The organism is Stenotrophomonas sp. DDT-1 (assembly GCF_001580555.1).
In the GTDB taxonomy this organism is placed as follows: domain Bacteria; phylum Pseudomonadota; class Gammaproteobacteria; order Xanthomonadales; family Xanthomonadaceae; genus Stenotrophomonas; species Stenotrophomonas sepilia.
In genome coordinates this window covers 93983-116414 of record NZ_LEKR01000009.1, presented here as the reverse complement: position 1 = coordinate 116414, position 22432 = coordinate 93983, and the positions used below count along the sequence as shown (strand labels likewise).

The following is a 22432-nucleotide window of genomic DNA, read 5'->3' as shown; positions in this document are numbered from 1 at the left end:
GTGCACGCATTCTGAATCCGGTCAGGCATCTGAAACCGGCGCTCGCGTAGCATGCGTTTCCTGATGGGGCCGATGGACGGCCCCGCGTTGACGGGCCACGCGCCTGGATGCCAAGGAGATGCAAGCAATGCAGGGAATAAACCACCTTCCAGCGGCCCCCCGTGAAACGTTCGGCAAGGCTGGGGCCATCGCCCTTGCGCTGGCCTTTGGCCTCAGCCTGGCGGCATGCCAGGCCAAGAGCCCGGAGGCGGATACGGCAGCTGCCCCCGCGGCCGCCGCGCCGGCCACTGCAGAGCCTGCACGTGCCGCACCTGCCACGACGGTGGCCGATGCCGATGACCAGGACATGCCGCCGCAGCGCCCGGATGATTCCTACAACAAGGCGACGTTGCGGCCGCAGTATGCTGCATGCGTGAGATCCAGTGGCGGCGAGACATCGGCACTGCAGGCGTGTGGTGATGACGAGCTTGCTTGGCAGGAGCAGCGGCTCGAGCAGGCTTTCATGAAGATCGTTGACGGCCCCGATGGCAAGGACAAGGACAGGCTGATGGACGAGCAGGCTGCCTACATGTCCGATACCAATCGCTACTGCAGCTGGAACCCTGCCGAAGACGGGCAGGGGCAGATGCTGGACGCGCAGTCCTGCCGGATCAATCGCACCGCCAACCGTGCCGATGTGCTGCAGGCACTGACCTCAAAGTAAATCCCCCGCAAAGGAGTGCAGGAAGATGGATGTTGTGACTCAGGCAAAGCAGGCAATGGACAGCTGGCATCGCGGCCAGACGTCGGCGCATTTCGAAACCGGAGGTCGTGGCCCCGGCCACGTTTCCACCGGCAGGGGCGACCATGGTGGCGTGTCGTATGGCAGTTACCAGTACGCCACCAACGTTGGCGGCGTGGACGAATACGTCGCCGCCTCGCGCTATGGCAACCGCTTCAACGGCCTGCAGGCAGGAACCCCGGCCTTCACCGAACGCTGGAAGGAAGTGGCGGCGGCCGATCCGGCAGGGTTTGCCAGGGACCAGCACGACTTCATCCAGCACCAGTACTACGACGTGCAGATGGGCCGCCTGAAGGATGTAGGCATTGATCTTTCCGGCCGTGGTCCGGCCGTGCAGGACGCGCTGTGGAGCACCTCGGTGCAGTACCGCGGCATGACACGTTCGGTGTTCCAGAAGGGTCTCCAGCAAGCCTACAGCGAAGACTTCAAGCTGGCTGAGCTGAGTGACGAGCAGATTGTCCGCGCGGTGCAGGACTACAAGCACGCCAACGTGCAGTCGCACTTCCAGAGCTCGCCCACCCTGTGGGATTCGCTGCGTGATCGTGCGCTCACCGAGAAGAACGCGCTGGTCGGGCTGGCGCGCTACGACCAGGTCAACCAAAACCCCGAGGCTTACCGGGGCAAGGATTACCAGCAAGCGTTCGGTGAACCTGAGCCGGGTCAGCGCGGGCAGCGCGCGGCCGCATCGGCGATGGCCGACGGCGTGCTGGCACCCGGCGAGCACGGTACCGAGGTCCAGGCCCTGCAGGCCAAGTTGATCCAGGCCGGCCATACCGGCCGCAACGGGCAACCTCTGACAGCCGATAGCCACTACGGTGCCAACACCGAGCATGCAGTGCGCGAGTTCCAGCAGGCGCATGGGCTGACCGTTGATGGCAAGGCCGGCCGGCAGACCCTGCAGGCTCTGGATACGGTGGTACGCGAGCACACGCCGGCGCAGCCTGTGGCACCGGCCACGCCTGCTGCGGCACCCGCACCCGCGACTGCGCGCGAACCCGATGCCGCTGCCGCACCCGCACCCGGTGGCCAGCGCATCGTCGTGGTCGAACCCTTTGGCAACGGCAGCAGCAACCGCACACTGCGTCATGGCACCAGTGGCGAGGATGCCTACCGCGAACTGAAGATCCATCACCCCAACACCAACGCCGAGGCCGTGCGCACCGGCAATGCCGCCAAGGCTGACCGCCCGTCGGCAATGGTCGAGGGCGAGCTGGAAACGGTGCGGACCCGTGGTGATCGCAACGGCATTCCGCTGGTGCACAAGGATCTGATCCTGAGTACTTCGCGCGGCGACCGGGAAGTGATGATTCCCAATCCGGTCGCGGGCTACGTGCAGGTCAACAACGACAAGTGGAACTCCATCAGCATCTGGAGCCATCCGGCCGGGCATCCGCAGCGTGAACTGGTCGGGCAGGTGCTGCATGGTGCACGTGGAAGCACCCCCTACAAGACTGGTGATTTCGTCGAGTACGGCGCGCCGTTGATCCGCCAGTCCGATGCCGGCACCCCGGGTGCCGTGCACGCACATATCGAGCTCGAGCCGGACCAGTACCGCAGGTTCCTGGGTGACATGCTCAATGACCGCATCACCCTGGGCGGCAAGGTCCACGCGCAGGGCCCCGAGGCCGCGCAGGCCGCACGCAGTGCACAGCAGGCGCCGATGGCCGATGGCGTGCTGAAGCAGGGCGAGCGCGGCGATGAGGTCAAGGCCTTGCAGGGCAAGCTGGCGGCGCTGGGCTATGCCGGGGCCGATGGCAAGCCGCTGCACGCCGATGGTGTGTATGGCAAGGACACCTTTGCGGCGGTCAAGCAGTTCCAGGCCAACAACGGCCTGGACGACGATGGCAAGGCAGGCCGCAAGACCCTGGCGCAGGTCGATGCCCCCAACGCGGTGAAGGCCGGTACCGCGCCGGCGGCTCCGGCCCGGGCCGAGCCCGCAGCGCCGGCCAGCATGCGCGACCCCGGGCACGCCGACAACGCGCGCTTCGGCCAGGCGCTGGGCAAGCTGCAGGCGCTGGAGCAGCAGCGTGCCCAGGCCGGCGTGAAGCCACTGTTCGCCAACCCGCAGGAGGTTGAGCGGGCGGCCGGCCAGCTGGCGTACGAAAGCAAGGTGTCCGGCATGCGCCAGATCGACCATGTCGTGGCCCGCCCCGACGGCACCGGTCTGTTTGCGGTACAGGGCGAGCTGGGCGACCCGGCGGCGCAGCGGACCTTCGTCGACCGCCAGCAGGCGGTATCGCACTCGGTCGAGGCCAGCAGCCGGCAAAGCGAAGCGCTGGACAGCCAGTTCAACCAGCGTGCGCAGGAGCAGCAGCAGGAACAGGTGCGCAACCGCGGGTTGTAAGCCACGCGGCGACCCCGGGGCCGGTCGAGCGGCCAGTCCCGGCGCCACCCGCCGCCGTTCAGCCGTCCGGTGTAAACTATTGATCTCACTGGCAATGCCAGTCTCCCCGATCAACACCCCGATGACGTCCGCCACCGCCCGTTACGCCGATTCCCTGCGCCTGTCCGTGGCCCCCATGATGGACTGGATCGACAGCGTTGCTGTGCAAAGGTTTTGAGGGCGTTGGCACAATATTGGCACGTGCTCGCTGCATCGCCTCAAAGAAAAAGCCGCCTTTCGGCGGCTTTTTCGTTGGTTCACGATGCCCGTGCCTTTCGTTGTTCGTCCCACCAATCGGCTACGTCGCGCGTGTCGTAGACCTCCCCGACACGGGGCGGCAAAAGACCCGCGCTGTGCTTGTTGGCCATGGTCTTCATGGTTGACGACGGGAAGAAGGCGTCACGCAACTGCTCGACAGTCAGCGTTGCCCCGAACTGGCCGAACAGCATCCAGAACGTGCCGAAACCACCTCCACCTGCCGTTCCGGGGGCTGCCATCAACCTGTTCCCCCAACCAGCCGCAGCTGCAGCTGGGGTGCGGGCGCCGGCATAGCCGTGGCCGGTTGCACTGCCTGCAGGCCGTGTTGCTTGTGCCAATGAGCCCAAGCCAAGTCGAACGACGGATGCTTTGCAGTGGTGCTGCAACGGCACTCGATCAGGTGGCCGCCGCCCGCGCTCTCACGGCGTAGATCATGGACGTACCTGGCTTTATGGCCCGCCGCGCAGGCGGGGAGGGCGCGCGGCGGTGCCTTCTGCTGCTGCGTCATGCTGCGGCCCTCAATGCTTGAATGAACTGGCATGCCTTGGGCGGGCAAACTGCGTTGCCCATCATTTGCATCCCGTCCTTCTTGTTTGAGGGCAGCACGTAGTGCTGGGGAAAGCCCATGGCGATCTTGGCTTCATCCACCGAAACCATGCGCATGCGGTCACCGTCGATCACGGCCCAGCGGTCCCGCGTTGTGATCGTACCGATGGGCCGATCCAGTGACCGGCCGGTCAAGCCAGATCCGGTGCCGAAGTAGGGCGCCACGAAGCGCTCGCCGAAAGCAGCTCGGCCAGCGCGTACACGGGAGATTGTGGCAGCGGCACGGCCAGGGCGCTCCACCGCTGTCCATGCACCGGCGTTGAAGTCAATGAAGCTGCTGGCAGGGACGTGCGGCACCTTCGGCAGCCTCAGCTCCAAGGGATGCTTGCTCTTCGTCAGCAGGACGAAGACGCGCACGCGGTGCTGCGGGACGCCGAAGTCGGCGGCGTCCAGCAAGTGCGGACTGATCGCGTAGCCCAATGCATGCACTGCTGCGCACCAGGCCGGAAACAGCTTCCACTTGAGAAAGGCGGGTACGTTCTCGACCACCGCCGCCTCTGGCGAATTGCACTCCAACGCAGAGACGACAGCCCAAGCAGTTGAACGTGTGGCGTCGTGATGGGGGCGTTCCTTGCCGCGCGCAGGGGTATGCCCCTGACACGCGGGCGAGGCCAGCAGGAGGTCATAGTGGGGCATCTGGGTCCAGTCGGCCTGCTGCAGGTCCTGGCAGATGTGCTTGGCGCGTGGGTGGTTTGCTGCGTGCGTAGCTACAGCTGCTGGCCAGTGGTTCGCAGCCAACACCACCTCGCAGCCCGCCTGCTCGGCGCCCTCCGTGAACCCACCGCCGCCGGCGAACAAGTCGATAGCCTTCATGCCTGAGCCTCCCTGCGGCTGGTAACAATGTGGTGCGGCGGCTCCTCGCAGAAGATGCCGCAATCGAAGTTCAGCGACTTCATGGAGCCGCCCTTGTCGGACGGCTGCAGCTGGTCGAGGAAGATCCGCTGACCCTTCACCTTGACCAGTCGGGCGCCCAGCCTGCGGGACTGCTCTGCGCGCTCAGCGAACACCTGCGGGTCATGCTGGCGCACGTGGTTCCAGTAGGTCGGCGACTGCGACTTCACACAGCCGATGCAGTTCGCGTTCGGGTAGCCGCGCAGATAGATCGCCGGCAAAGCGATGCCGGCGGAGAGTAGCAGAGCCGCGCAGTCGGGCTTGCTCAAGCCTGCTTCGATCAGCACAGGCAGCACGTTCTCGCGCTCGCCGCGCACGAACCGCTCATGGCGTGCGCGTTCTTCTACGGTGAAGCCGAGGACGTGAAAGTCGGGCTTGTGGATCTGCTCCCATTCCTGGCGTGCGCGCTTCTTGAGTGCGCGGGTGCAGGGCGCGCCAGCGACACCGGCCATGTACCGCTCCTTCTCCCACACGTCGACGGCATTGCAGGTGGGGAACTTCGAATTTATGGCCGTCTCGACCTCAACCCCCAGCCACGCCGCCACATCGCGGGCGAAGCGCAGGTTGTCCGGATCTTCGTTAGCGACGGGGTTGTTCACCACGCGCACGTCATGGGTCGAGCCGTAGCGGTCCAGCGTCAGCTTCGCCGCTACGGCGCTCGCGGCCCCGCAGGAGAACCACACCGCAATCAACTTGCGCTTACCCATGGGTGCCCTCCTTCGCGCAGCCACAGGCCGCACAGGGCGCTGCCAGCGCGGCTGCAACAGCGGTGATGTACGTGCCCTGGCCAAAGGGGCTGGTGCCGCCCAGGATGGCGCCGGCGACGTGAGGCAGCCCCGCGCTCGCGAACTCAGCGGCGAGGAATCGGCGGGCGGCATCGATATCAGCCATGGGCCACCTCCCGTCGCACAGCCATGGGGGTACGGCGGCGCAGCGCCTGCGGGATCTGGCCCACGGCCAGGCCGCTGTGCCGGCGGCGGGGGGGGCGGGTCTGCCACATCTTGAGCATGGTGGCGCCAGCGACCGGCAGCAGCACGCACATGGCCAGCAGGGCGACGAAATCAGCCATTGGCCACCTCCTGCGCGGCCTGTGCGACGGCAGCGGCGGTTGCCCGCTTGCCGGGCAGCATGTTGGCCACTTCGTAGGGGAACGGAATGCGGCTGGCCAGGTCGGCAAGCTCGGGCGAAATCCAGCTGGTCTCGTCGTTGAAGTCGGTTCCCTTCACCAGTTCCCAGCCCTTCCTGCTGCCCCTGCGGCGCTCGAACACGCACTGCGCGATCTTGGCCGGTCCCATGTTCAGCATCGCCGTGGCGATGACGCGGTTGTGGGTGATATGGAGGGTGACCGTAGCGCTGGCGTCGGTTTCACCGTCTGCCGCAGCATTCACACAGTTATGCACACCCGTGATAGCCTCCGCACCGGGTCCGGTGCTGGAATCCAGCGACTTTGCGAGGGTGGTCAAGGCTTGGCCTGTCATCTGTTGCATGGTTCTCTCCTGAACTTCGTTGGTGGATGGCCTTGGGGGCGGTGTTGGCGCACTCCCCGCCGGGCCTTTGCTGTTGCTGCGGGTCTTACTTCTGGAACACCCAGCACTTCACGGTGCTGCTGAGCATCGGGGTGGAACGGATTGCGCTGTTGACGGCGGTGTTGGCGCTCACGAACTTGTGGCGCTTGGACTCAACCAGCAGTCGGCGCAGGTCGCCAATGTCGGGCACCTGCTGGCCGTAGTAGCCCGCCTTCTGAATGAACTCGTTGAGGTTGATGGCGATGCGGGTGTCGTCGCGCGAGTGATTCAGCACGGTTCGCCTGTCGCCACTGGCCTGCATCTCGATGTACTCGTATGCATCCCAGAACTCGGAGACGATGCGGTGATCGGCGCCTATGGCGTCCTGACGTTCGGTGGCCATCTTGACCAGGGCATCTCGGGTTTCGCGCACCATGTGTTCCGGCAGGTTGACCACCAGCCGTAGCGCATCGAGCAGGGCAAGCATCTGCGCGTGGTTCTTGATGATGCGCTCGACGCGCAGCTCCTTCTCCTCGCGCAGCCTGGCTTCGTAGAACCGAACGCGCTCGGCAAACTTCTCCATCACGGCGGTTTCCGCCTTGAGTGCTGCCAGCAGGAAGTAGCTCAGCTTCTCAACCGGTAGCGCATTGAGATTGTCCGCAGCCTGCCGGCTCTCGGTCGTCGCAGTCGGCTTCTTGAAATGCAGCTTCACGATGCGCGTGAGAATGGCTTCGCTGCCATCAACAGGCGCGTTCTGGCTGATGACGATGGTTCCCTGGAACGGCGGCTCGTAGGTTTCGTTGCCACCGTTGCGCACACCGCGCGTGGCCAGGGTGCCGCCGCCGTAGTAGTCCTTCAGTTCGTCCCACTCGAACGATTTGGCGTGCGCCTTGTCTCCGTTGTCGCTGCGGTCGGCTTCCAGCAGCACAATAGGCATGCCGGAAATCTGCCCCATGGCGCGGGCGCGGCCGGCCTTCGTGGACTTGGCGGGGTCAAAGCCTTCATGGTCGGCGCGGGCGAGCAGCTTCCATAGGAAGTTGAGCAGCGTGGTCTTGCCGGCGCCGGCTTCGCCCGTGGCTTCCAAGAACGGGAACGACTTGTGACTGCTACGGATCTGATTGGCGTACAGCGAGCCGAACCAGAACGTGAGGGCCACGATCCCGCGTGTGCCAAAGCACGTCCAAAGCCAGCCGAGCCAGTCGGTGGAGTAGTTTTCGTGATCGCGCTGGATGTCCATGCGGATCGACCGCTGCGTGGTCTTGATGCGCAGCTTGTTGAACTCGAAGTAGTCCTCGGCGTTGGCGAGGGTGACCTCGCCGGCGCGCACGGCCAGGTCAGGGAAGATGTACGCCTTGTGTTCGGGGCTGTACCCGACGAAATCGACCGTGTCGACCTTTTTGATGTTGAAAAGCTGGTCTTCCATCATCCGGTCCAGCTGCTGGCCGCTACCGCTGAACACAGCACCCTGGGCAAGGCTGATGATGCGCTTCTTGAACTCGGTGGCACTGGCCACCTGGGCGCCGGTGAAGGTGCCCTTTACCGATGGCGCGTCGTGCGGGAAGTCAACGCGGAAGTAGTACCAGCTTTCGTCGGTCGCTTCGTGGCGCTGGAAGTAGAGCGCCTCGGGGTAGCAGTTGGCGATCTGCTGCACAGACGCACAGGCGCGCTGGATTTTGGCCACCGCCTCATCGCTGAGCGTACCTTCTTCGTCGTCGGGATTCTTCTCGCGCATCATCTTGTCGAAGCGCACCGCGTCGAACTCGAACCAGAACAGGCGCGAGGCGAACTCGATGTGGAACTCGGTCTTCTGCTCGCGCTGGTAGATCACAAGGCCCTTGTCCACGGCCGTGCGCGCCATCAGCACCGCGCCGTTGTGGCGCGCCTGGTCGAGGTCAGCCTGCCACTGCGCGTCGCCGTCCTCAGCCGCCTGCGCACGCAGGTGCAGATCGTTCCAATCGGTCTTCTTCTCGCCCACCTGCTCGATCTGCGCGGCCAAGCAGCGATAGCCCAGCTTCTCGGCCCGGCGGGCGTGCTTGATGGTGTAGGCGCGTGCGCCCGGCTCATTGTCCAGACCCCATACCAGCACCGGCAGGTCGTTGGGGCGTGCGGCCTTCAGTTCCTTGAGGGACAGTTCGGGATAGGCGTTGCTCGACATGGCGGCAACGGCGCAGATGCCGCGCTGCAGGAGTGCGATGGCGTCGAAGATGCCCTCCACGATCCAGACCTCACGGGCGGTGCGCAGCTGATCCTGTGCGGCGGCACCCCACCACACCCCAGCGTAGCTCTCGCCCGGCGCAAAACGGGCCTTCTGCTTGCCGAAGCGGTGCGGACGGTCGATCAGCCGTTCCCACCAGCCGCCCTTTACCAACGGGAACCGTACCGTGGCGGTACCCTCGCGCTTCGTGCGGTCGTAGTAGCTTTCCTGCGTATAAAGGCCGCGCAGTGGCTTTACATTGAAGCCGCGGCCGGTGGCCAGGTAGGCGTCAGCGGCAGCATGCGGCGCCTGTGGCGTCTGCGGGTTGCTTTTCGAGTAGTCGTCGAACAGATCATCGTAGAGGTCACGCACGCGCACCTCTTGCCCGCACTTGGCCTGTCGGCCACAGCGCAGCACCCATGGCTTGAGGTAGCTGGTGTAAAGCTCCTTCTTGCCGCAGTGAGGGCACTTGCCCCCGCGCATGTACTCGGTGCCGCTACGGTGCTTAAGGCCATAGTCGCGCTGGACGCGCGACAGTACCTGTTGGCGGATTTCTTCTTGCATGGCGGCTCAGCCTTCGTTCGCCGCATGAGCGGCGGTGCGGTGGTGTTGCATGGTTCTCTCCTGACCGCCCCCGGCGGCGTTGGCGCGCAGTCGGGGCCGGGTGGTGCATTACTCGTCTGCAGGGCGGGATCGGCTCAGGATCGCGGCGAGGTCTTCGGCCATGTACTGCGCGACGGCAGACGTGTGATCGGCTTTGATATCCAGCATCTTTGCCGCTTCGCTCGGCAGCTTGGCCAGCAACGCGGCTGCGTCGGCGATGCGGCACAGTCGCAGGTAGTCGGCGCTGCCGATGACCTGCGCACCGCGATCCATCGGGCCGGGCAGTACCGGCGTATGCCCGTTACTGCTGGCCATCAGTTCACCCCGCCTGGGTAGCTTTCGCCTGTGCGCAGCCATTGGAAGAAGCGCTCGGCCTCGCCCTTGGCGAGCAGGTAGACGACGGTTCCGATCTGGATTCCCCCGGTAGCTGTCCTGAGCACGTTGCGAGAGTGATGCGCGGTGAACGTCGCGGCTGTGTCCGACTCGATGTGTACCAGCGCCAGAAACAGGATCTTGTGCTGGTCGAACGAGGCACGCAGGCCGAGGCCAGGAATCGGCGTCTCCAGCACGATGACCGGACGCAGGCATGGCTCGGGGATGGTCACGTTGTTGGGCGGCGCCATCAGTGCGCCCCCTTACCATCAGCGCCACGGGTGTCCCTACGGGCATCGCACTGTGCGGTGTAGGCCATCAGTACGTCGCCCAGGGTGATGGCGAGCGGGGACACGCCCACACCGACCAGCCGGGCAATGAACGCCTGGTAGTCTTCATTGGGCCATTCGAGGGTGTCGGCGATCAGGCCGAAGGCGAGCGAAATCTGACGCGCGGCAGCGTTGCCGGGCGTGGAAGGGGCGCCATGAGGCATGGAGACGTCTCCTGTATCCGAGGATTGATCTCGGGGAGACGTTCTTAAGCGCCCCACCGAGGAAGTCGGGAGGTTAAGAACCGGGATACAGACCGGCCGACAGCTTTCCCCTTGCGGGTGTTGTATCGCTGCCGCCTCCCGACGCAGAAAGACGTCGGTGCGCTCGTTTTGCAGGCGCAAAAAAACCGCGATGCTGACGGGCGCGGATGCCGCTGTATCCTCGGAGTTCTTAAGCTCCTTGGCGCAGATCCTGCTCCCCGTCCATGGGGAAGTCAAGTAAATCTGTGTAGAAATGTGCAGATTGGTTGAAGCGGCAGACAGGCTCATGCCGACACCTGTGCAGCAGTCGTTGCAGGCAACACGTCGTACGCACCACCGGCGGCGATGTGAGCCTCCACTAGGGCGCGAAGCTCGGCAGCGTCGCGCTGTTTCTGCGCGAAGGGCACGTACTCGACCCCTGCCGGCGCGGTGACGAAACTCGGCTGCATCGCCGAGGACCATCCATCAAATTGTGTCTTGTGGCGCATCACGGGCGCAGCACTCCCTTGCTGGCACCGTAGGGCGCCAGGTCAGTTGGTGGTGGAAGGGGAAATGGCGGTCAGGAGACGGGCGGGGCGCCGCATTCCTGCTGATTGCATTCGGTGGCTTCGATCCAGTCGATCTGCGCATCACCGAGTTCCTGGCGCCAACGTTGCTGCAGCAACGAACGCTCGTAGCCGGGCGTCGGCGGTAGCTCGCATGCCGGGGCATTGGGCAGGCCGCTGGGGCTGGCGATGCTGGTCAGTTCCGACATGCCCGTGTAAGTCGCGCCGCACATGGGGTTCTGGCACACGTACGCATCGGTCCGCAGATGACGGTGCTGCAAGGCGCTGGTGCGCTTCGTCAACGGCGTGCCGCAGGCGTCGCAGGTGAAGACGGCGCGTTTTCCGACCGGCCCGCTCATGCCTTGGCCCTGCGCTTGGCTGCGGTCGCAACAGCCTTCGCCGGCGCCGAGGCCGTACCCCGAGCGGTCTTGGTGGTGCGAATCCGGGCGGATTTGGGCGATTCTGTGTGAGAATCAGGGGCGGCTTTCATGCCGAGGGCTACAGCGGCTGCGTGGGTCTTGCCGATCCGGCACTTGCTGTCGATCCGCAAGGCGTTGTTCACCGCATGGCGGCTCAACCCGTTGGCTTCTGCGAAGGCAGCAACCGACAGGCCGTTGTCGACAAGCCACTGGCGCGCCTGCTCAGCAGTGCGCAGCTTGGATGCGGTAGTCCGTCGTTTGGCGTTCATTCCGTTTCCCCTGTGTATTTCTGGGTGAAATGGTGGTGAAGTTAACTGCACCTGTCAAGGGGGAATTTGCGTGTCTGTAGGTATTCGCCTGAAAGAAGAACGGAAGCGGCTGGGTTTGACCCAGGAGGCCATGGGATTGGCCTGCGGTGTTGCCAAGCGCACGCAGATCCTGTTCGAGCAAGATGCCCACCTGCCCGGTGGTGCCTACTTCGTCGCCGCTGATGAACTCGGCGTCGATGTGACCTATGTGCTGGTGGGCAGGCGCGAGCGCCTGGCCGAGGCTGACGCCGACCTGCTCGATGCGTGGCGCAGTGCGTCGGCTTCGGCACGTGCCGCCGTGATGGCCGCGCTGCGCGGCGTAGCGCCGGCGTCGGCCACAAGCGCGCCTCGAACCTCCTTCGAGAACACCAGCATCGGCCAGCAGATCAGCGGCGATGTTGATCTGCGCGGACAAAAGATCGTTGTCAAGGCTCCGAAAGGATCGAAGAAAGCCGCCCGCTGAGGCTCACCCCACATCGCATTCAGGCCGCTAACTCGCCCGTACAGGGCGCCGGTGGGGCGCGGTTTTCGATGTGAGGGAATATGGGTTGCAGCAGTGATGTGAAGCGTGGCGAGGTGGTGTGCGTGTGCGGCGGGCCCACCGTGTTCGAGGGAGCCGTGATTGGCCAGGTGTTTACCGGCGATGTGCAGATGCAGTGTCCGCATGCGCACCACCACAGCGCGCAAGCCGACGAACGCGAACGGGCGCCCACGGAGACGGGGCGCCCGTTGTCGACAGCATTGATCGCGCTGGCGATCTGGCAGGCCACTTACCCGGCGGCAGCGGTTGCGGATGACTGCGGATCATCGCTCGCGCATGCCGCCATGTTCTTCGCCGCAGGCGCGCTCACGCGTTACTTCAAGCCGAGACTTCTGCGCTGGATTCGCCGCCGCGCTCAAGCTCCAGCGCGGTAACAAAGCCGCCGCCGCCGTCGACGGTGTGCGTAGCCTTGGACACCAGCCAATCGGTGCCATCGATTTCCGGTTTGAAGCCGCTCACCGTCACGGTCTGCTCCGGATAGATATCGGCACGCCCGAGCGCGAGGCGGTAGCTGAGCTGGGCAGTGCCGCGATCAAGCCGTTTGAACTCCGCCTCAGCATGCTGGCGCGCTTCCTCCGCAGTGGCATACGTGGGCTGCATCTTCTTCTCGTTCTCTGACGTGCCCACCAGTACACCGGTGCGACGCGCTGCCTTGCGGTCGCCCCAGTAGGCCCGTACGCCCGTGTACTTCTCGCGGTCAGCGACGGTGTAGCGGTGTTGATCGCCGGATGCGCGAGTGATCTGGACACCGGGCAGCGGTTGGCCGCTGACGGTAGTGCCGGCGCCGATAGGCGCGAAGATCAGCGCGCCGGCTTTCACCGTGGCCACCGCATCAAAACGCTTCCCCAAGCGCGTCAGGAGATTGATATCGCTCTCGTTGGCCTGGTCAAGATGGGGGATGCGGACGGACGCAAGGTTTGCGGCAATGGACGGGCGCAACGAATGCTCGGCGGCGATTGTGCCGAGAATGTCGCCCAGGGTGGCGTCATGCCAGCTGCGTTCGCGGCGGCTGCGGACAGCACCGGTCAGATCCGCCGAGCGCGCCCGGATGGAGACGATGTCGGGAGCGCCGCTGTGCTCCACGTCATCGACCACGAATGTGCCCTTATCGAACAATCCGCTCTCGCGCCAGCCGATGGCCACCTGCAGCGTGACGCCACGTCGCGGTAGCGCCACGCGCCCATCATGGTCGTGCAAGCGCAGGTTCAGTTCGTCGGCTTCGTCGCCCCGGCTCTCCGTCAGCGACAGGTCCAGCAGTCGCGGGGCGAGGCGGTCGGTCAGGTCCTGGCCGTCCAGCACCACGCGCCATGCGGGGATCGGGTACGGTGCCGCCCTCATGCGACCGCCTCGGTGGCGCCGTCGTCGTCCCGCTCCAACTGCATCTGAAATTCGATCAGGCGCGGCGTGCCGTCGGGAAAGAACTCCTTGCGCGTCTCGCTCAGGCTGACCAGCAGATAGGCGCCATATACCCGCCCACTGCCCTCCACCAGCGCCTGTGGCTTGCCCTGGTCGCCCAGCTCCCGCAGCGTGTCGAGCACCTGCAGATCGCCCACCAGCTCGGCGGCGATGGTGCCCTGCAGGGTGATGGTGTCGTCGCCTGGGCCAACGTACTGACGGGCCGGGCGTGCGCCCAGCCGGTCGCTGCTGGCGTGGCGCCACGTCATCTGCCGTTGCAGCTGCTCATAGGCCGCTGTGGAGAGGGAAAACACAAACGTGCCGTAGGTCATCATCATGGCGGCGTGCCTCAATCGCTCAGACGGGAGCCACGGCGGCTGGCCCGCTCGCGCTCAATGGTTTCAATGGTCTGGCGGACCAGGTCGGCGATGGCCTGGCCGTCGCTGCCCGGTGCCGCTGTGATCTGGATCGTGTAGCTGTTGCCGCCTGCGGCGCCCGTGGCGGCCTGCGCGGCACCCGGCGCCACTACCGGGCCGGCGCTGGCCATGACGGGCAGCGCAGCGGCGCCCAGGGCGATTCCTGCGCCTGCCTGCTTCATCCGGTCGCCCAGGGTAGCCACCTGGGACAGCGGCTCGCCCTGGCTGCGGTCGAGACCCCCGGCCAGGCCCTGCATGGTGAAGTCACCGAACTGCGCGAACACCCGCGATGGGCTGTGGATGCCGAGCATGCCCTTGAACTTGCCCACCACGCCCGAGGCGACGCCGGCGACGGCATCCATGGCCGCGCTGCCTTTGGACACGATGCCGTTGACCAGGCCCTGCACCATGTCGATGCCGGCCTGCATCATCTGCGCCGGCCAGCCGAGCAGGATCTGATTGACGCCTGCCCACATCGCGCTCAGGCCCGAGCGGATCTTGTCGCCGTTGCCGGTGAACAGGCCCACGATCAGATTCCACGCGCCCTGCAGGTACGTCCACGCACCGCCAACAGCGTTCTGGATCACCGGCAGGATGGTGGTAAAGGCGCTGACCAGCCAGCCGATGGCCTTCACCGCCATGCGCAGGTTCACCGTCAGCACGGTGCCCAGGATCTGGCCGAACCCGCGCCCCGCATCGGTGGCGCCCTGCAGCTGCTCGCTGGTGGCCTCGAACGGGGCGAACAGCTTCATCACCCAGCCCCACGCCTGGCTCATCGCCGAGGACACCATGTCCCACACCGGGCCGAGCGGTTCGAGCGCGGTGGCCAGCTCCGCCATGATCGGATTGACCACGTCGAGAATGCCCTGCCAGGTGCCGATCATGAATGCCTTGATCGGCTCCCAGTATTTCCACACCAGCGCTGCCACCACGCCGATGGCGGCGCCGATGGCCAGCACCGGCAGGCTGATACCCCCGAGCAGCGGCAGCAGCATGCGGCCAACGTTGAACAGCATCGGGAACGCCCGGCCGCCCAGGGAAAGCACCTGGCCCACCAGCTTGCCCAAGCCGCCGCCACCGCTGAGCAGCATCACAGCCTTGTGGATCTGCGTCAGCGCCATCGCGCCGACCCCACCTGCGACCACCAAACCGCCGAGCGCAGCAGCCAGCGCGGTGCCGCCGATGGCCAGCTTGGCGATGGTGGCGACCAACTGTGGGTTGTTCTTGACCCACTCGGCCATGCGGTCGGCGACCTTGGCCACGCGCGCAGCCAGCTCCTTCACCGTGGGCAGCAGGGTCTTGCCGATGCGCTGGGACAGCACGATGGCGCTGTTCTTGAGCAGGATCAGGCCGTTCTCGGCAGTGCCGACGCGGGCGGCGTACTCAGCGTTCATTGAGCCGCCGTACTTCTGCTCATCGGCGACCTTGCCCAGGTTCTCCTTCAGTAGGTCGAGATTGGTCAGCAGCGGGGCGATGGCGCCGATGGATTCTCGGCCGAACAGTTGCGTCATGGTCGCGGCCTGCTCGGCCTTGGGCAGCTGCTTGAGCTTCTCCAGCACATCGAGAATGGCGCCGCCGGCGTCGTCCTGCATCGCCTTGGCCAGGTCGCCCGCCTTCAGGCCGAGCTTGTCGAACGATGCCACCTGACGGGCCGTTGCCGCCTCGCCCGAGGACAGGGTGAGCAGCATGTTCTTGATGCCCGTGGCAGACACTTCCGACTCGATGCCCATACCGGCCACCGTGGCGCCCAGCGCCGCCAGCGGGCCGCTACCGAGGCCGGCGACCTCGCCGAGCGCGCCGATCCGGTTCACCACCTCGCTGATCTTCTGCACGCTAGCCGGGCCGGTGTTGCCCAGGTAGTTGATCTTGTCGGCCAGCACAACCACGTCATCCTGGCCCATGCGGAAGGCGGTGCGCCAGGTGGCCATCGTCTGGCCGGCGTCTTCGGCGGTGGTGTCGAAGGCTACGCCCATCTTCGCCGCGTCCTCGGCGAAGCGAGTCAGCTCAGTGCTGGCGATGCCAGCTTGGCCAGCGGCAGCAACGATCTTGGCAATGTCGGTGGGCACCATGGGCAGGCGCCGCGACAGCTCCTGAATATCGTCGCCCATCTTCTCGAAGCCATCGGGCGTGTCGAAGTCGACCACCTTCTTGACGTCGGCCATGGCGGATTCGAACTCCATGGCCTGAGCGATGGGCAGGCCCTGGGCGCGCAGCGCACCGAAAGCTGCCAGGGCGACGCCGGCGCCGTGCGCGGCGGCGTTCATGCCGGCGCTGTGGATCTTCTGGCTACGGGCCTTTGCTGCGTCCAGCGCAGCCAGGCGAGCGCGCTGCTGCTCCATCTGCTGCGAGGCGGCGGCGATATCCGTGCGCAGCCTGCGCTCATGCGCACCGAGCTGGCGCGTGCTGATGCCGGCCCGATCCAGTCCCGAGCGCAGCCGCTGCAGCTCGACCTGCTGCTGCTTCTGCTGGGCGCTCAGCTGGGCGGCGGCAGTCTTGGCCTGGCTGAACTCACGGCTCAGCTTGCGCGTGGGGGTGCCAGCCTCCCTCATCTGGCGGGCCAGCGCCACCACGCGCGCCTGCGCCTGCTGGTAGCTCTGCTCGGTACCGCGCAGCGCCTGCTGCTGCTGGCGGTAGGCGCTCACATCGCGCTGGGCGTTGTTCAGACGCCGGAGGGTGGCTTGCTGCGCCTGCAGGGCCGAGGCCAGCCCCTTGCTGCCGGCCATGACTTTGCGGAAGGGAGCGGTGGCCTGATCGAGGGCCTGCAGCACCACCTGCAGGCGAAGGTTGCCGCCGCTCATGCGACGACAACCGCTGCGCCGGCTACGCCGAGGGCGCGTCGGTCGGTGAGGACACCAGCGCCGCCAGCAGGCGGCACAGCGCGCTCAATGCCCAGACCAGCAGCCCGCCGACCGAAGCCAGCAGGAGCAGCACAACAGCGATGGCGATCAAGGTGGCCATGGGCGAAAGGTATCACGGCTCGGCTCCACTTCTTACACGGGCGCGCTCGCGCCATTCGATCAGTTCAAACAGCGAGAGGGCCGATAGCTCGGTGAGGGTGAATGGGAAGATCACCGCGATATCGGCCATGAAATCCTCTACGCGCTGAGGAATTCCCGTTGCGCCTTCGGCACAAAAAAACCAGCGGCGAGGGTGCCGATGGCGACCAGGTCGGCAGGGTCCAGCTTGTTCACGTCGGCAGCCGTCAGCGTCGGCTCGGTGATGCGCGGCAGCAGCGCGGCCACCGCGCTAACGTCGATCTGCAGCAGGTCCACCAGCTTGATGCCGCGCAGCTCCCCCGCGTTGGGCTTGCGCAGTTTGATGGTGGCGATGACCTGCTCGCCGCGCTGGATTGGGTAGTCGAGGGTGACTGTGTTGGCGTCGATGGCTTCGGCGCCGGCGGTGGTGGTGGCTTTGTCAGTCATGTCGTGGGTCTCTCAGGGCAGAGGTGGGCCGGGCCGCTGAGGCAGCCCGGTTATGTGGGTCAGGCGCCGATGGCGCGTCGCTGGCCGGCCAGCTGGTCCACGCCGTTGACGATGAACACCATGCCGACCATGTCGATTTCGATCTCGGTACGGCCGTTGATGCTCAGCTTGTAGTAGCTGGCGGTGGTCTTCACGCTGAACTCGGTGTCGTCGCCGACCTTGCCGGTGCCGGGGTCAATCTCGCTGTGGCGGCCGCGGATGACGATCTCCACCGCATCCACGTCGGCGCTGTCTTCGCGCTGGTATGCGCCAGCGAAGCGCAGCTGCACCGCGTTGTGGGCGATGGCGCCGTACTGGCGCAGCACGTCGCGCATCAGTCCGCCGCACTTCCATTCCAGTTCGATCTTCTCTTGGCCGAGGTCGATATCGATGGGGCCGAGCATGCCGCCGGCGCGGTATTCCTCCATCTTGCGGGTCAAGGTCGGCAGCTTGACCTCGGTGACCTGGCCCAGGTAGCTGAGGCCGTCGTTGAACAGGTTGAGATTCTTGAGCTTGCTGGGCATGGACATGGGAAGGGTTCCTCAGTACGGCATCAGCCGTTGATACGGGCCGGGAAGTCGGCGAAGTAGCGGTCGGTGATGCGCTGGTTCAGTACCAGGTTCTCCAGCGGCGGTACCGGCGTGTAGTCGTAATCGATGGTCACCCGGCCGGCCTTCAGCTGGCTGGGCTCGTTGGCGGCTTCGTCGTACCAGGCCGATGCACCCAGCACGTAGCCCGCGTTCACCAGCTCGCGGAATTTGGCATTGATGCTCTCCAGCATGTCGCGGATGAGCGACGGATGCTCGGGCTTGTCGATGTAGACCATCTGCGCCTCTGCAATGGTGTCGGCCAGGATCTGCGCGGTGCGCGTGGCCGTCTCGAAGGCGAACAGCGGGTCGTCGCTGCAGGTTCGCGAACCCCAGAACTTGTAGCCGTTGGAGTTGATGAGGGTGGTGATGTCGGCGGCGTTCAGCAGGCCAGCGTCGGTCGCCGGATCCTGCAGATCCCAGTGTACGTCGCGGCTGATGCCGGTCACGCCGGCGACGGCCACATTGGAGATCGATTTGTGCCAGCCCTGCTGCTCATCGATCATCGCGCGCAGGCCCAGGGCGCGGGCGGTCGCGAACGCCATGCTGGTGGTGGCGTCGGCAGTGTTGAACGCGACGAAGTCGGGATAGATCAGCATCAGCTCGCGCTGGCTGAACTGCTCGCGATAGGCGATGGCCTCGCTGACCGAGGCACTGGCGGCACAGCTCACGTAGGCCATCGCGCGCAGCTTCTTGGCGATGACCGCCAGTGCGGCCGAAACCGGTTGGGTGTCCAGACCGGGTGCGCCCAGGATGCGCGGACGCACGCCTACCTGCGCCTCAGCCACCAGCAGCGCCTGCATGCCGGTGAAGGTGGCGCCGTCCTTCTTGCCGATCACGTTGGCGGTGGTGGCGCTGTCGTCGGAACCTTCGGCGACGCGCACCACCACGGTAATGGCGTTGGCTTGGTCGGCAATGGCCTGCAGCGTGGCGCGCAGCGTGCCGCTGGTGCCGGCCTTGCCGACGGCGCCCAGCACGTCGGTCAGGAGCACGGGACGGTCGAGGGGGAACAGCGTGGCGTCGGCGTCCTGCGCGGTGCAGACGACGCCGACAACAGCGGTGGCAACAGTGCGGATCGGACGCACGCCGCCGTTGATTTCGATGACGCGTACGCCGTGGTGGTAGTCGGTGGCCATGAGGGAACTCCTGCGGTTATGGGGTGCGGAAGCGAAGCGGGACAGAGAGACGGGTGGTGCTGGAGGCGCCGGCGGGCACCGTGCGCTGGCCATCCAGATCCAGCACGAACGTGCCTGGCTCCTGACCACGCGAGAGGGTGATGCGACTGAGGCGCAGGCGCGGCTCCCAACGCATCAGCGCCGTTGCAGTAGCGCCATACAGGCGCAACCGCGTGGCTTCGTTGAACGGCTGGTCGATCAGCTCCGGCAGCAGCGAGCCGTAGTCGCGGCGCTGGATGCGCGAGCCGATGGGAGTAGTGAGAATGTCGGCAATGGACTGCCGCAGATGCGCGGTGTCGTCCTTGAAACTGCCTGCCTGACCGTCCATGCCGATCATGCCGGCGGTCCCGACGTGCCGCTGCCCGGCTGCACCGCGCCGTGCTTATGCTGCTTGAGGCTGATGCCGCCGCCCACAACGTCCTCGGAAGCCTCAGCCTTGCCGTTGATGGTGACCTGGCCGGTGATGCTGGTATCGCCGTTGATGGTGACCGGCCCGTTGATCGTCACGCCACCATCTGCGGTGATCGTGGCAATGCCACCGCTAGGCAGGATGGCTGCGAGCGCATGTGACGCGCTGTCGTAGCTGATGACAGCGCCATCACTGAACTTGACCGTGACCAGATCCGCATTGTCGGACGGGGCGGGGTACTGATCGCAGTACAGGCCGCGCAGGGCGACCGCATTGGCCAGGTCGCCGTCGCTGCACACCAGCGTCACCTGCTCGCCGATGCTCGGCGGTGCCCACACCGCGAGCGTGCCGGCGGCGGATGCCAGCCATGGGATGTAGTCGGTATGGGCCTCGCCCGTGCGGACACGACACAGCGCCCGCGCATGATCGACCGTCGTCACCACGCCATGGCGCAGCAGGTTGTTGATCTGTTGGGGCTGGGCGCTATCCATGCGCCCATGTTGTGCCGTGCCTCTCGCGCGCGCACGTAATGGCACGCGTAGATCGACGCGCTACAAAGCTGCGGTTACCACCAGCCGGCCGCGCCTACGCTGGCCACCATGATGGAACGGCTGACGTTCCCGCCGGCCCTTCGCATGAGGCAGTGGAACTCCACATCCGCGCGCACATTCTGGCCCGAAGCGCTGGGCACGCTGACCTGGGCCGAGCATGACTGCGAAGCGCTGGCATTGCGCCAGTCCGGCGCCGTACTGCCAACGTTCGCTGCGCCGACGTTGGCGAACTCGAAGCGCACGTCGTACTCGCCCACGCCGCCGTTGCGCAGCCACATCCCGCGCTCTGCCACGCGGCTGGAGTTGTTGCCGCCGCCGATGGTCGACACCCAGACCTCGTAGGCGCCATCAGCGTTAATGCGCAGCTCCACCTGCGCCGAGGTGTTGCCCTGCGCGTTGGTGTCGGATTGGTTGTGTGCGGAGAAGCCCTTGCCGTGAAAGGGCAGAACGTAGGTTGCTGTGCCCTTTGCAGCCCACAGGTTCGACACGTCGACGCCGCCGGAGCGATATCCCACGTCGCCACGCTTCTGACCGTACTGGATGTGGGCATACCGGAGCGGTTGCCCGCTCCGCCGGTATCCGCTGGCGGTCGGGCCATCGCCCATCACGTCGGGGTCGAACAGGTCGTCGAAGTCATAGCCATTGATGCGGTACCCGCTCGCCATGTCAGACCCTCTCCCGCAGCTCGCGGACCTGGCCAGCAAGCTCCTGAATCGAGCGGGCCAATACCGGCAGCAGCTGGTCGATCTTGATGGACGGGACGCGCTCGCTGTTGAACTCGACGCCTTCCAGGTTCACTGCTTCCGGTACCAGTTCGGCCAGTTGTTCGGCGACGAAGAACAGGCGGCGTCGGCCGTCGTTGTTGTACTCCGGCTTGTAGTGGCCCACTGCCAATTCCATGCGCTCGACTTCCGCCAAGCCATATGGCTGCGGACCTTCGATTTCCTTCAGCTTTATGGACGAACCGAAGTCGTAGCCGCCTGGCGTGTTGAACCCGGTGGGGCGGGCTTCGAACAACATGGTAAATGCGCCGCTGTTGCCGTTGCGGATTCGCCCGAAGAGTGCGTCCCCGTTCGCCGTGTAGAAGTACGCGTGGTGTACGCCATCTTGCATGGCGATGCCGCCGCCATATGACCCGGAGGAGATGAGTCCTGCGGCCTGGGGTGCGTTGGGATCGAAGGCACCGCCGCCCTTGACACCACCGTTCGCAACTAGCGCCCCCGAACCGCTCAGGCTCGCGACGATCACGCCAGTGCTGTTGGCCCAGGCGTGAGCAGTCGCCCGATAGTACGCAGTCGCATCGGGGAGTGAGCCGTCGTAGCTGCTGCGGCTGTCCCAATAGACCACGTTTGAACCGCTAAAGACGCGAGCAACAGGGTTGCCAGGATAGCCAACGCGAAGGCCGACCGTGGTCAGGTCGCCGGTCATCGTGTCCCCCGTCTTGTTCACCTTTTTGCCGGGGTCAAAGTTGCCGCTGGTCCAGATGGTGCCGCCGGCCGAAAGGGTGGCGGTATACCCGCCCGCCGAGTTGGTGAAGTCGAAGTAGGCCCCGTTTTTAGCGATGGAGGAGCCAGTATCACCCAGCACCAGGATTCCGTTACTGGCGACGCCGTTCCATCCGTAAGAACGCAGCATGGCCCCATTCACCGCCAGTGGCCCGGTGAAGGTGTCTCCGGCACGGTTGGCTTTGCCGTCGAGCGCTGGCTGCAGGCCGTCTACCTCGCCGATTGGATGCGTGTGGGGAGCAGACGGAAACCTGTTCGGCACGCCAGTGAAGTTCTTCCACTCCAGGTAGTGGTCGCCGTGCGCGCCGTCAAGCAGGTCCGCGTTGAGGCCGTTCCCATGGCCCTCATCGCGCAGCGCAGCGGACTTCAGGCCCAGTTCGACGCGGAACATGGCGGCGGTGGCCAAGCCGAGCAGCGTCTTGACGAAGGTGGAGGGCGCCCCGGCTCCGAAGCGGTTGTTGATGTAGCGGGCCAGGCCGCGCGGGGTGATCGCCGTGGCGTGATCGCTGCCGGCGTCTGCCTCCTGCTCGGTGGCCAACCGCACTACGCCCATCTGCGTGGTCGTCGCCGGTGGATTGATGAAGTCGATATCGCCGACCTCGATGCTGGTGGCGTTGATCTTGGCGAACCGAATGTCCGTGGCCAGCAACAGGGTCGCGGCCGCTGCCTTCTCCATGATGGGCGTGGACTGCGAGTAGACGGCAAACAGCGTGCCGTCCTGCAGGTACAGGCCAAAGCCGCGCAGCGTGTACGTGTCGGTGCCGTCGTCGCGCACGTTCAGGTGCAGCGTGTCGTCGGCAACGGCCTTGCCACCGAAGGTGGTCAGGCGCTTGAACTCCGCCGGCACGGATGCGCCCACGGTGCCCACGTCGAAGTGCTGAGCAGTCAAGCCGACCTGTGCGACCTTGACCGGCGCGGTACCCGTGTTCTCTGCGTTGATGATGGCGGCAAAGCCTGCCGGCGTAATGGTGATCTGGGGGATGGGCATGAGTATG

At 65.6% G+C, this 22432-nt stretch carries 29 protein-coding genes; 4 read left to right on the top strand and 25 right to left on the bottom strand.

Annotated elements, in window-relative coordinates; genetic code table 11:
- Positions 1-127 precede the first annotated feature (127 nt).
- Positions 128-703, top strand: a complete 576-nt coding sequence (locus tag AB839_RS07090; protein ID WP_061478825.1) for a lysozyme inhibitor LprI family protein — start codon at positions 128-130, stop codon at positions 701-703.
- 25 nt (positions 704-728) lie between these two features.
- Positions 729-3125, top strand: a complete 2397-nt coding sequence (locus AB839_RS07085) for a peptidoglycan-binding protein (RefSeq protein ID WP_061478824.1) — start codon at positions 729-731, stop codon at positions 3123-3125.
- A 296-nt stretch (positions 3126-3421) separates the two neighbouring features.
- Here AB839_RS07085 and AB839_RS07080 read toward each other — a convergent pair whose 3' ends face one another.
- The 13 genes from AB839_RS07080 to AB839_RS07015 form a co-directional block, all read right to left on the bottom strand.
- On the bottom strand, positions 3422-3661 hold the full coding sequence (locus AB839_RS07080) for a hypothetical protein (protein WP_061478823.1): 240 nt from the start codon (positions 3659-3661) through the stop codon (positions 3422-3424).
- Positions 3662-3926: 265 nt separating this feature from the next.
- Entirely contained in the window at positions 3927-4841 is a 915-nt protein-coding gene (locus AB839_RS07070; protein WP_061478821.1) for a DNA cytosine methyltransferase, read from the bottom strand.
- Positions 4838-5626 (bottom strand): hypothetical protein, encoded by a 789-nt coding sequence (locus AB839_RS07065; protein WP_061478820.1) that lies wholly within the window; start codon positions 5624-5626, stop codon positions 4838-4840. The genes AB839_RS07070 and AB839_RS07065 overlap by 4 nt, the downstream gene beginning before the upstream one ends.
- Positions 5619-5810 (bottom strand): hypothetical protein, encoded by a 192-nt coding sequence (locus AB839_RS07060; RefSeq protein WP_061478819.1) that lies wholly within the window; start codon positions 5808-5810, stop codon positions 5619-5621. The genes AB839_RS07065 and AB839_RS07060 overlap by 8 nt, the downstream gene beginning before the upstream one ends.
- Positions 5803-5988: a hypothetical protein gene (locus AB839_RS07055; protein WP_061478818.1), complete on the bottom strand. Its 186-nt coding sequence runs from the start codon at positions 5986-5988 to the stop codon at positions 5803-5805. Before AB839_RS07055 ends, AB839_RS07060 begins: the two co-directional genes overlap by 8 nt.
- A complete protein-coding gene (locus AB839_RS07050) occupies positions 5981-6307 on the bottom strand; it encodes a hypothetical protein (protein WP_241776751.1) in 327 nt (108 codons plus the stop codon). The genes AB839_RS07055 and AB839_RS07050 overlap by 8 nt, the downstream gene beginning before the upstream one ends.
- Positions 6308-6491: 184 nt before the next feature.
- Positions 6492-9182 carry a toprim domain-containing protein gene (locus AB839_RS07045; protein WP_061478816.1) on the bottom strand — a complete coding sequence of 897 codons (2691 nt, stop codon included), beginning with the start codon at positions 9180-9182 and terminating at the stop codon, positions 6492-6494.
- Between the two features lie 108 nt (positions 9183-9290).
- The gene (locus AB839_RS07040) at positions 9291-9536 is read right to left on the bottom strand and encodes a hypothetical protein (RefSeq protein ID WP_049419434.1); all 246 of its coding nucleotides are present in this window, start codon (positions 9534-9536) and stop codon (positions 9291-9293) included.
- On the bottom strand, positions 9536-9844 hold the full coding sequence (locus AB839_RS07035; protein WP_049419435.1) for a hypothetical protein: 309 nt from the start codon (positions 9842-9844) through the stop codon (positions 9536-9538). The genes AB839_RS07040 and AB839_RS07035 overlap by 1 nt, the downstream gene beginning before the upstream one ends.
- Positions 9844-10086, bottom strand: a complete 243-nt coding sequence (locus AB839_RS07030) for a hypothetical protein (protein ID WP_061478815.1) — start codon at positions 10084-10086, stop codon at positions 9844-9846. The genes AB839_RS07035 and AB839_RS07030 overlap by 1 nt, the downstream gene beginning before the upstream one ends.
- A gap of 323 nt (positions 10087-10409) precedes the next feature.
- A complete protein-coding gene (locus AB839_RS07025; protein WP_241776752.1) occupies positions 10410-10613 on the bottom strand; it encodes a hypothetical protein in 204 nt (67 codons plus the stop codon).
- Positions 10614-10684: 71 nt separating this feature from the next.
- A complete protein-coding gene (locus tag AB839_RS07020) occupies positions 10685-11029 on the bottom strand; it encodes an ogr/Delta-like zinc finger family protein (RefSeq protein WP_041863741.1) in 345 nt (114 codons plus the stop codon).
- Positions 11026-11358, bottom strand: coding sequence for a hypothetical protein (locus AB839_RS07015; RefSeq protein WP_061478813.1), 333 nt, complete (start codon positions 11356-11358; stop codon positions 11026-11028). Before AB839_RS07015 ends, AB839_RS07020 begins: the two co-directional genes overlap by 4 nt.
- Positions 11359-11428: 70 nt before the next feature.
- Between AB839_RS07015 and AB839_RS07010 the strand changes: the two genes are divergently transcribed.
- Positions 11429-11860 (top strand): helix-turn-helix domain-containing protein, encoded by a 432-nt coding sequence (locus tag AB839_RS07010; protein ID WP_241776750.1) that lies wholly within the window; start codon positions 11429-11431, stop codon positions 11858-11860.
- Positions 11861-11958: 98 nt separating this feature from the next.
- Positions 11959-12312 carry a hypothetical protein gene (locus AB839_RS21455; RefSeq protein ID WP_053461903.1) on the top strand — a complete coding sequence of 118 codons (354 nt, stop codon included), beginning with the start codon at positions 11959-11961 and terminating at the stop codon, positions 12310-12312.
- On the opposite strand, the gene AB839_RS07005 is transcribed toward AB839_RS21455, so the two are convergent.
- The 12 genes from AB839_RS07005 to AB839_RS21690 all read right to left on the bottom strand — a co-directional run bounded on the left by AB839_RS07005 (position 12257) and on the right by AB839_RS21690 (position 22425).
- On the bottom strand, positions 12257-13276 hold the full coding sequence (locus tag AB839_RS07005; RefSeq protein ID WP_061478811.1) for a phage late control D family protein: 1020 nt from the start codon (positions 13274-13276) through the stop codon (positions 12257-12259). The genes AB839_RS21455 and AB839_RS07005 overlap by 56 nt on opposite strands.
- On the bottom strand, positions 13273-13671 hold the full coding sequence (locus AB839_RS07000; RefSeq protein ID WP_014648144.1) for a phage tail protein: 399 nt from the start codon (positions 13669-13671) through the stop codon (positions 13273-13275). Before AB839_RS07000 ends, AB839_RS07005 begins: the two co-directional genes overlap by 4 nt.
- Before the next feature lie 11 nt (positions 13672-13682).
- Positions 13683-16547, bottom strand: a complete 2865-nt coding sequence (locus tag AB839_RS06995) for a phage tail tape measure protein (protein WP_061478810.1) — start codon at positions 16545-16547, stop codon at positions 13683-13685.
- 22 nt (positions 16548-16569) lie between these two features.
- Complete coding sequence (locus AB839_RS21695) at positions 16570-16707, bottom strand: hypothetical protein (RefSeq protein WP_180995888.1); 138 nt, start codon at positions 16705-16707, stop codon at positions 16570-16572.
- A 12-nt stretch (positions 16708-16719) separates the two neighbouring features.
- Positions 16720-16836, bottom strand: a complete 117-nt coding sequence (locus AB839_RS06990; RefSeq protein WP_014648142.1) for a GpE family phage tail protein — start codon at positions 16834-16836, stop codon at positions 16720-16722.
- 8 nt (positions 16837-16844) lie between these two features.
- Positions 16845-17171, bottom strand: coding sequence for a phage tail assembly protein (locus tag AB839_RS06985; protein WP_061478809.1), 327 nt, complete (start codon positions 17169-17171; stop codon positions 16845-16847).
- A gap of 59 nt (positions 17172-17230) precedes the next feature.
- Positions 17231-17740: a phage major tail tube protein gene (locus AB839_RS06980; protein ID WP_014648140.1), complete on the bottom strand. Its 510-nt coding sequence runs from the start codon at positions 17738-17740 to the stop codon at positions 17231-17233.
- Positions 17741-17763: 23 nt separating this feature from the next.
- Positions 17764-18933: a phage tail sheath protein gene (locus AB839_RS06975; protein WP_061478808.1), complete on the bottom strand. Its 1170-nt coding sequence runs from the start codon at positions 18931-18933 to the stop codon at positions 17764-17766.
- 16 nt (positions 18934-18949) lie between these two features.
- The gene (locus tag AB839_RS06970) at positions 18950-19309 is read right to left on the bottom strand and encodes a GPW/gp25 family protein (protein ID WP_049405126.1); all 360 of its coding nucleotides are present in this window, start codon (positions 19307-19309) and stop codon (positions 18950-18952) included.
- Positions 19306-19872, bottom strand: coding sequence for a phage baseplate assembly protein V (locus tag AB839_RS06965; RefSeq protein WP_061478807.1), 567 nt, complete (start codon positions 19870-19872; stop codon positions 19306-19308). The genes AB839_RS06970 and AB839_RS06965 overlap by 4 nt, the downstream gene beginning before the upstream one ends.
- A 74-nt stretch (positions 19873-19946) precedes the next feature.
- Positions 19947-20597, bottom strand: coding sequence for a hypothetical protein (locus AB839_RS06960; RefSeq protein ID WP_061478806.1), 651 nt, complete (start codon positions 20595-20597; stop codon positions 19947-19949).
- Position 20598: 1 nt separating this feature from the next.
- Positions 20599-22425 carry a hypothetical protein gene (locus tag AB839_RS21690; RefSeq protein ID WP_061478805.1) on the bottom strand — a complete coding sequence of 609 codons (1827 nt, stop codon included), beginning with the start codon at positions 22423-22425 and terminating at the stop codon, positions 20599-20601.
- Between the last annotated feature and the right edge of the window lie 7 nt (positions 22426-22432).

Excerpts from the sequence above, each read along its gene's own strand:
- AB839_RS07090 (WP_061478825.1), top strand. The coding sequence starts at position 128 with ATGCAGGGAATAAACCACCTTCCAGCGGCCCCCCGTGAAACGTTCGGC.
- AB839_RS07085 (WP_061478824.1), top strand. The coding sequence starts at position 729 with ATGGATGTTGTGACTCAGGCAAAGCAGGCAATGGACAGCTGGCATCGC.
- AB839_RS07080 (WP_061478823.1), bottom strand. The coding sequence starts at position 3,661 with ATGGCAGCCCCCGGAACGGCAGGTGGAGGTGGTTTCGGCACGTTCTGG.
- AB839_RS07070 (WP_061478821.1), bottom strand. The coding sequence starts at position 4,841 with ATGAAGGCTATCGACTTGTTCGCCGGCGGCGGTGGGTTCACGGAGGGC.
- AB839_RS07065 (WP_061478820.1), bottom strand. The coding sequence starts at position 5,626 with ATGGGTAAGCGCAAGTTGATTGCGGTGTGGTTCTCCTGCGGGGCCGCG.
- AB839_RS07060 (WP_061478819.1), bottom strand. The coding sequence starts at position 5,810 with ATGGCTGATATCGATGCCGCCCGCCGATTCCTCGCCGCTGAGTTCGCG.
- AB839_RS07055 (WP_061478818.1), bottom strand. The coding sequence starts at position 5,988 with ATGGCTGATTTCGTCGCCCTGCTGGCCATGTGCGTGCTGCTGCCGGTC.
- AB839_RS07045 (WP_061478816.1), bottom strand. The coding sequence starts at position 9,182 with ATGCAAGAAGAAATCCGCCAACAGGTACTGTCGCGCGTCCAGCGCGAC.
- AB839_RS07040 (WP_049419434.1), bottom strand. The coding sequence starts at position 9,536 with ATGGCCAGCAGTAACGGGCATACGCCGGTACTGCCCGGCCCGATGGAT.
- AB839_RS07035 (WP_049419435.1), bottom strand. The coding sequence starts at position 9,844 with ATGGCGCCGCCCAACAACGTGACCATCCCCGAGCCATGCCTGCGTCCG.
- AB839_RS07030 (WP_061478815.1), bottom strand. The coding sequence starts at position 10,086 with ATGCCTCATGGCGCCCCTTCCACGCCCGGCAACGCTGCCGCGCGTCAG.
- AB839_RS07025 (WP_241776752.1), bottom strand. The coding sequence starts at position 10,613 with ATGCGCCACAAGACACAATTTGATGGATGGTCCTCGGCGATGCAGCCG.
- AB839_RS07020 (WP_041863741.1), bottom strand. The coding sequence starts at position 11,029 with ATGAGCGGGCCGGTCGGAAAACGCGCCGTCTTCACCTGCGACGCCTGC.
- AB839_RS07015 (WP_061478813.1), bottom strand. The coding sequence starts at position 11,358 with ATGAACGCCAAACGACGGACTACCGCATCCAAGCTGCGCACTGCTGAG.
- AB839_RS07005 (WP_061478811.1), bottom strand. The coding sequence starts at position 13,276 with ATGAGGGCGGCACCGTACCCGATCCCCGCATGGCGCGTGGTGCTGGAC.
- AB839_RS07000 (WP_014648144.1), bottom strand. The coding sequence starts at position 13,671 with ATGATGATGACCTACGGCACGTTTGTGTTTTCCCTCTCCACAGCGGCC.
- AB839_RS06995 (WP_061478810.1), bottom strand. The coding sequence starts at position 16,547 with ATGAGCGGCGGCAACCTTCGCCTGCAGGTGGTGCTGCAGGCCCTCGAT.
- AB839_RS21695 (WP_180995888.1), bottom strand. The coding sequence starts at position 16,707 with ATGGCCACCTTGATCGCCATCGCTGTTGTGCTGCTCCTGCTGGCTTCG.
- AB839_RS06990 (WP_014648142.1), bottom strand. The coding sequence starts at position 16,836 with ATGGCCGATATCGCGGTGATCTTCCCATTCACCCTCACCGAGCTATCG.
- AB839_RS06985 (WP_061478809.1), bottom strand. The coding sequence starts at position 17,171 with ATGACTGACAAAGCCACCACCACCGCCGGCGCCGAAGCCATCGACGCC.
- AB839_RS06980 (WP_014648140.1), bottom strand. The coding sequence starts at position 17,740 with ATGTCCATGCCCAGCAAGCTCAAGAATCTCAACCTGTTCAACGACGGC.
- AB839_RS06975 (WP_061478808.1), bottom strand. The coding sequence starts at position 18,933 with ATGGCCACCGACTACCACCACGGCGTACGCGTCATCGAAATCAACGGC.
- AB839_RS06970 (WP_049405126.1), bottom strand. The coding sequence starts at position 19,309 with ATGATCGGCATGGACGGTCAGGCAGGCAGTTTCAAGGACGACACCGCG.
- AB839_RS06965 (WP_061478807.1), bottom strand. The coding sequence starts at position 19,872 with ATGGATAGCGCCCAGCCCCAACAGATCAACAACCTGCTGCGCCATGGC.
- AB839_RS06960 (WP_061478806.1), bottom strand. The coding sequence starts at position 20,597 with ATGGCGAGCGGGTACCGCATCAATGGCTATGACTTCGACGACCTGTTC.
- AB839_RS21690 (WP_061478805.1), bottom strand. The coding sequence starts at position 22,425 with ATGCCCATCCCCCAGATCACCATTACGCCGGCAGGCTTTGCCGCCATC.